The organism is Mycobacterium gordonae, assembly GCF_001417955.2.
Classification (GTDB): Bacteria; Actinomycetota; Actinomycetes; order Mycobacteriales; family Mycobacteriaceae; genus Mycobacterium; species Mycobacterium gordonae_B.
The window spans coordinates 1-579 of the sequence record NZ_LKTM01000263.1; the positions used below are offsets into that span (position 1 = coordinate 1).

Annotated in this window: 1 protein-coding gene; it reads left to right on the forward strand. The window is 60.4% G+C overall.

The window, feature by feature from the left end:
• Nucleotides 1-579 (forward strand): pentapeptide repeat-containing protein (locus AO501_RS18740; RefSeq protein ID WP_197419890.1); only part of this gene is annotated, 579 nt, incomplete at both ends.

The following is a 579-nucleotide window of genomic DNA, read 5'->3' on the forward strand; positions in this document are numbered from 1 at the left end:
CGATCGCAACACCGGAAGCTTCAACGGCGGCAGTATCAACACCGGCTTCGCCAACTCAGGCGACCTCAACACCGGTTTGTTCAACACCGGAAACAGAAACGTCGGCTCCTTCCAGCTGGCCGACGGCCAGCAGGGTACGACCATCGCGATCGATTTTCCGGCGATTCCGATCGACCTGGTGGCGGGTACCAACTCGGTGATCCCGATCACCGGCCAGATCGACCCGATCACCGTCTACGTCCCTCAGTTCGGCATCCCCATCAACATGGGGGTTCAATTCCTGATCACCATCAATTTCACCGGAGTCCAACAAGGCCCGGCGTTGCCCCCCATCGTCATCAACCCGATCGTCCTGAAAGACCTCGTGGTCGGGGCGAACGTGCAGGTACCCATCGACATGACGATCCTCGGCCGACTGAACCTCTCGCTGCCGTGGCAGGCCGGTGTCGGGAATTCCTCGGTGTCGTCCGGGTTCTTCAACGGGAATTCCAGCGGCACTTCGGGTTTCTTCAACTCCAGCGATCTGAGTTCGGGCTTCGCCAACGCCAACGGGGCCCTGACCTCGGGCTGGTACAACTC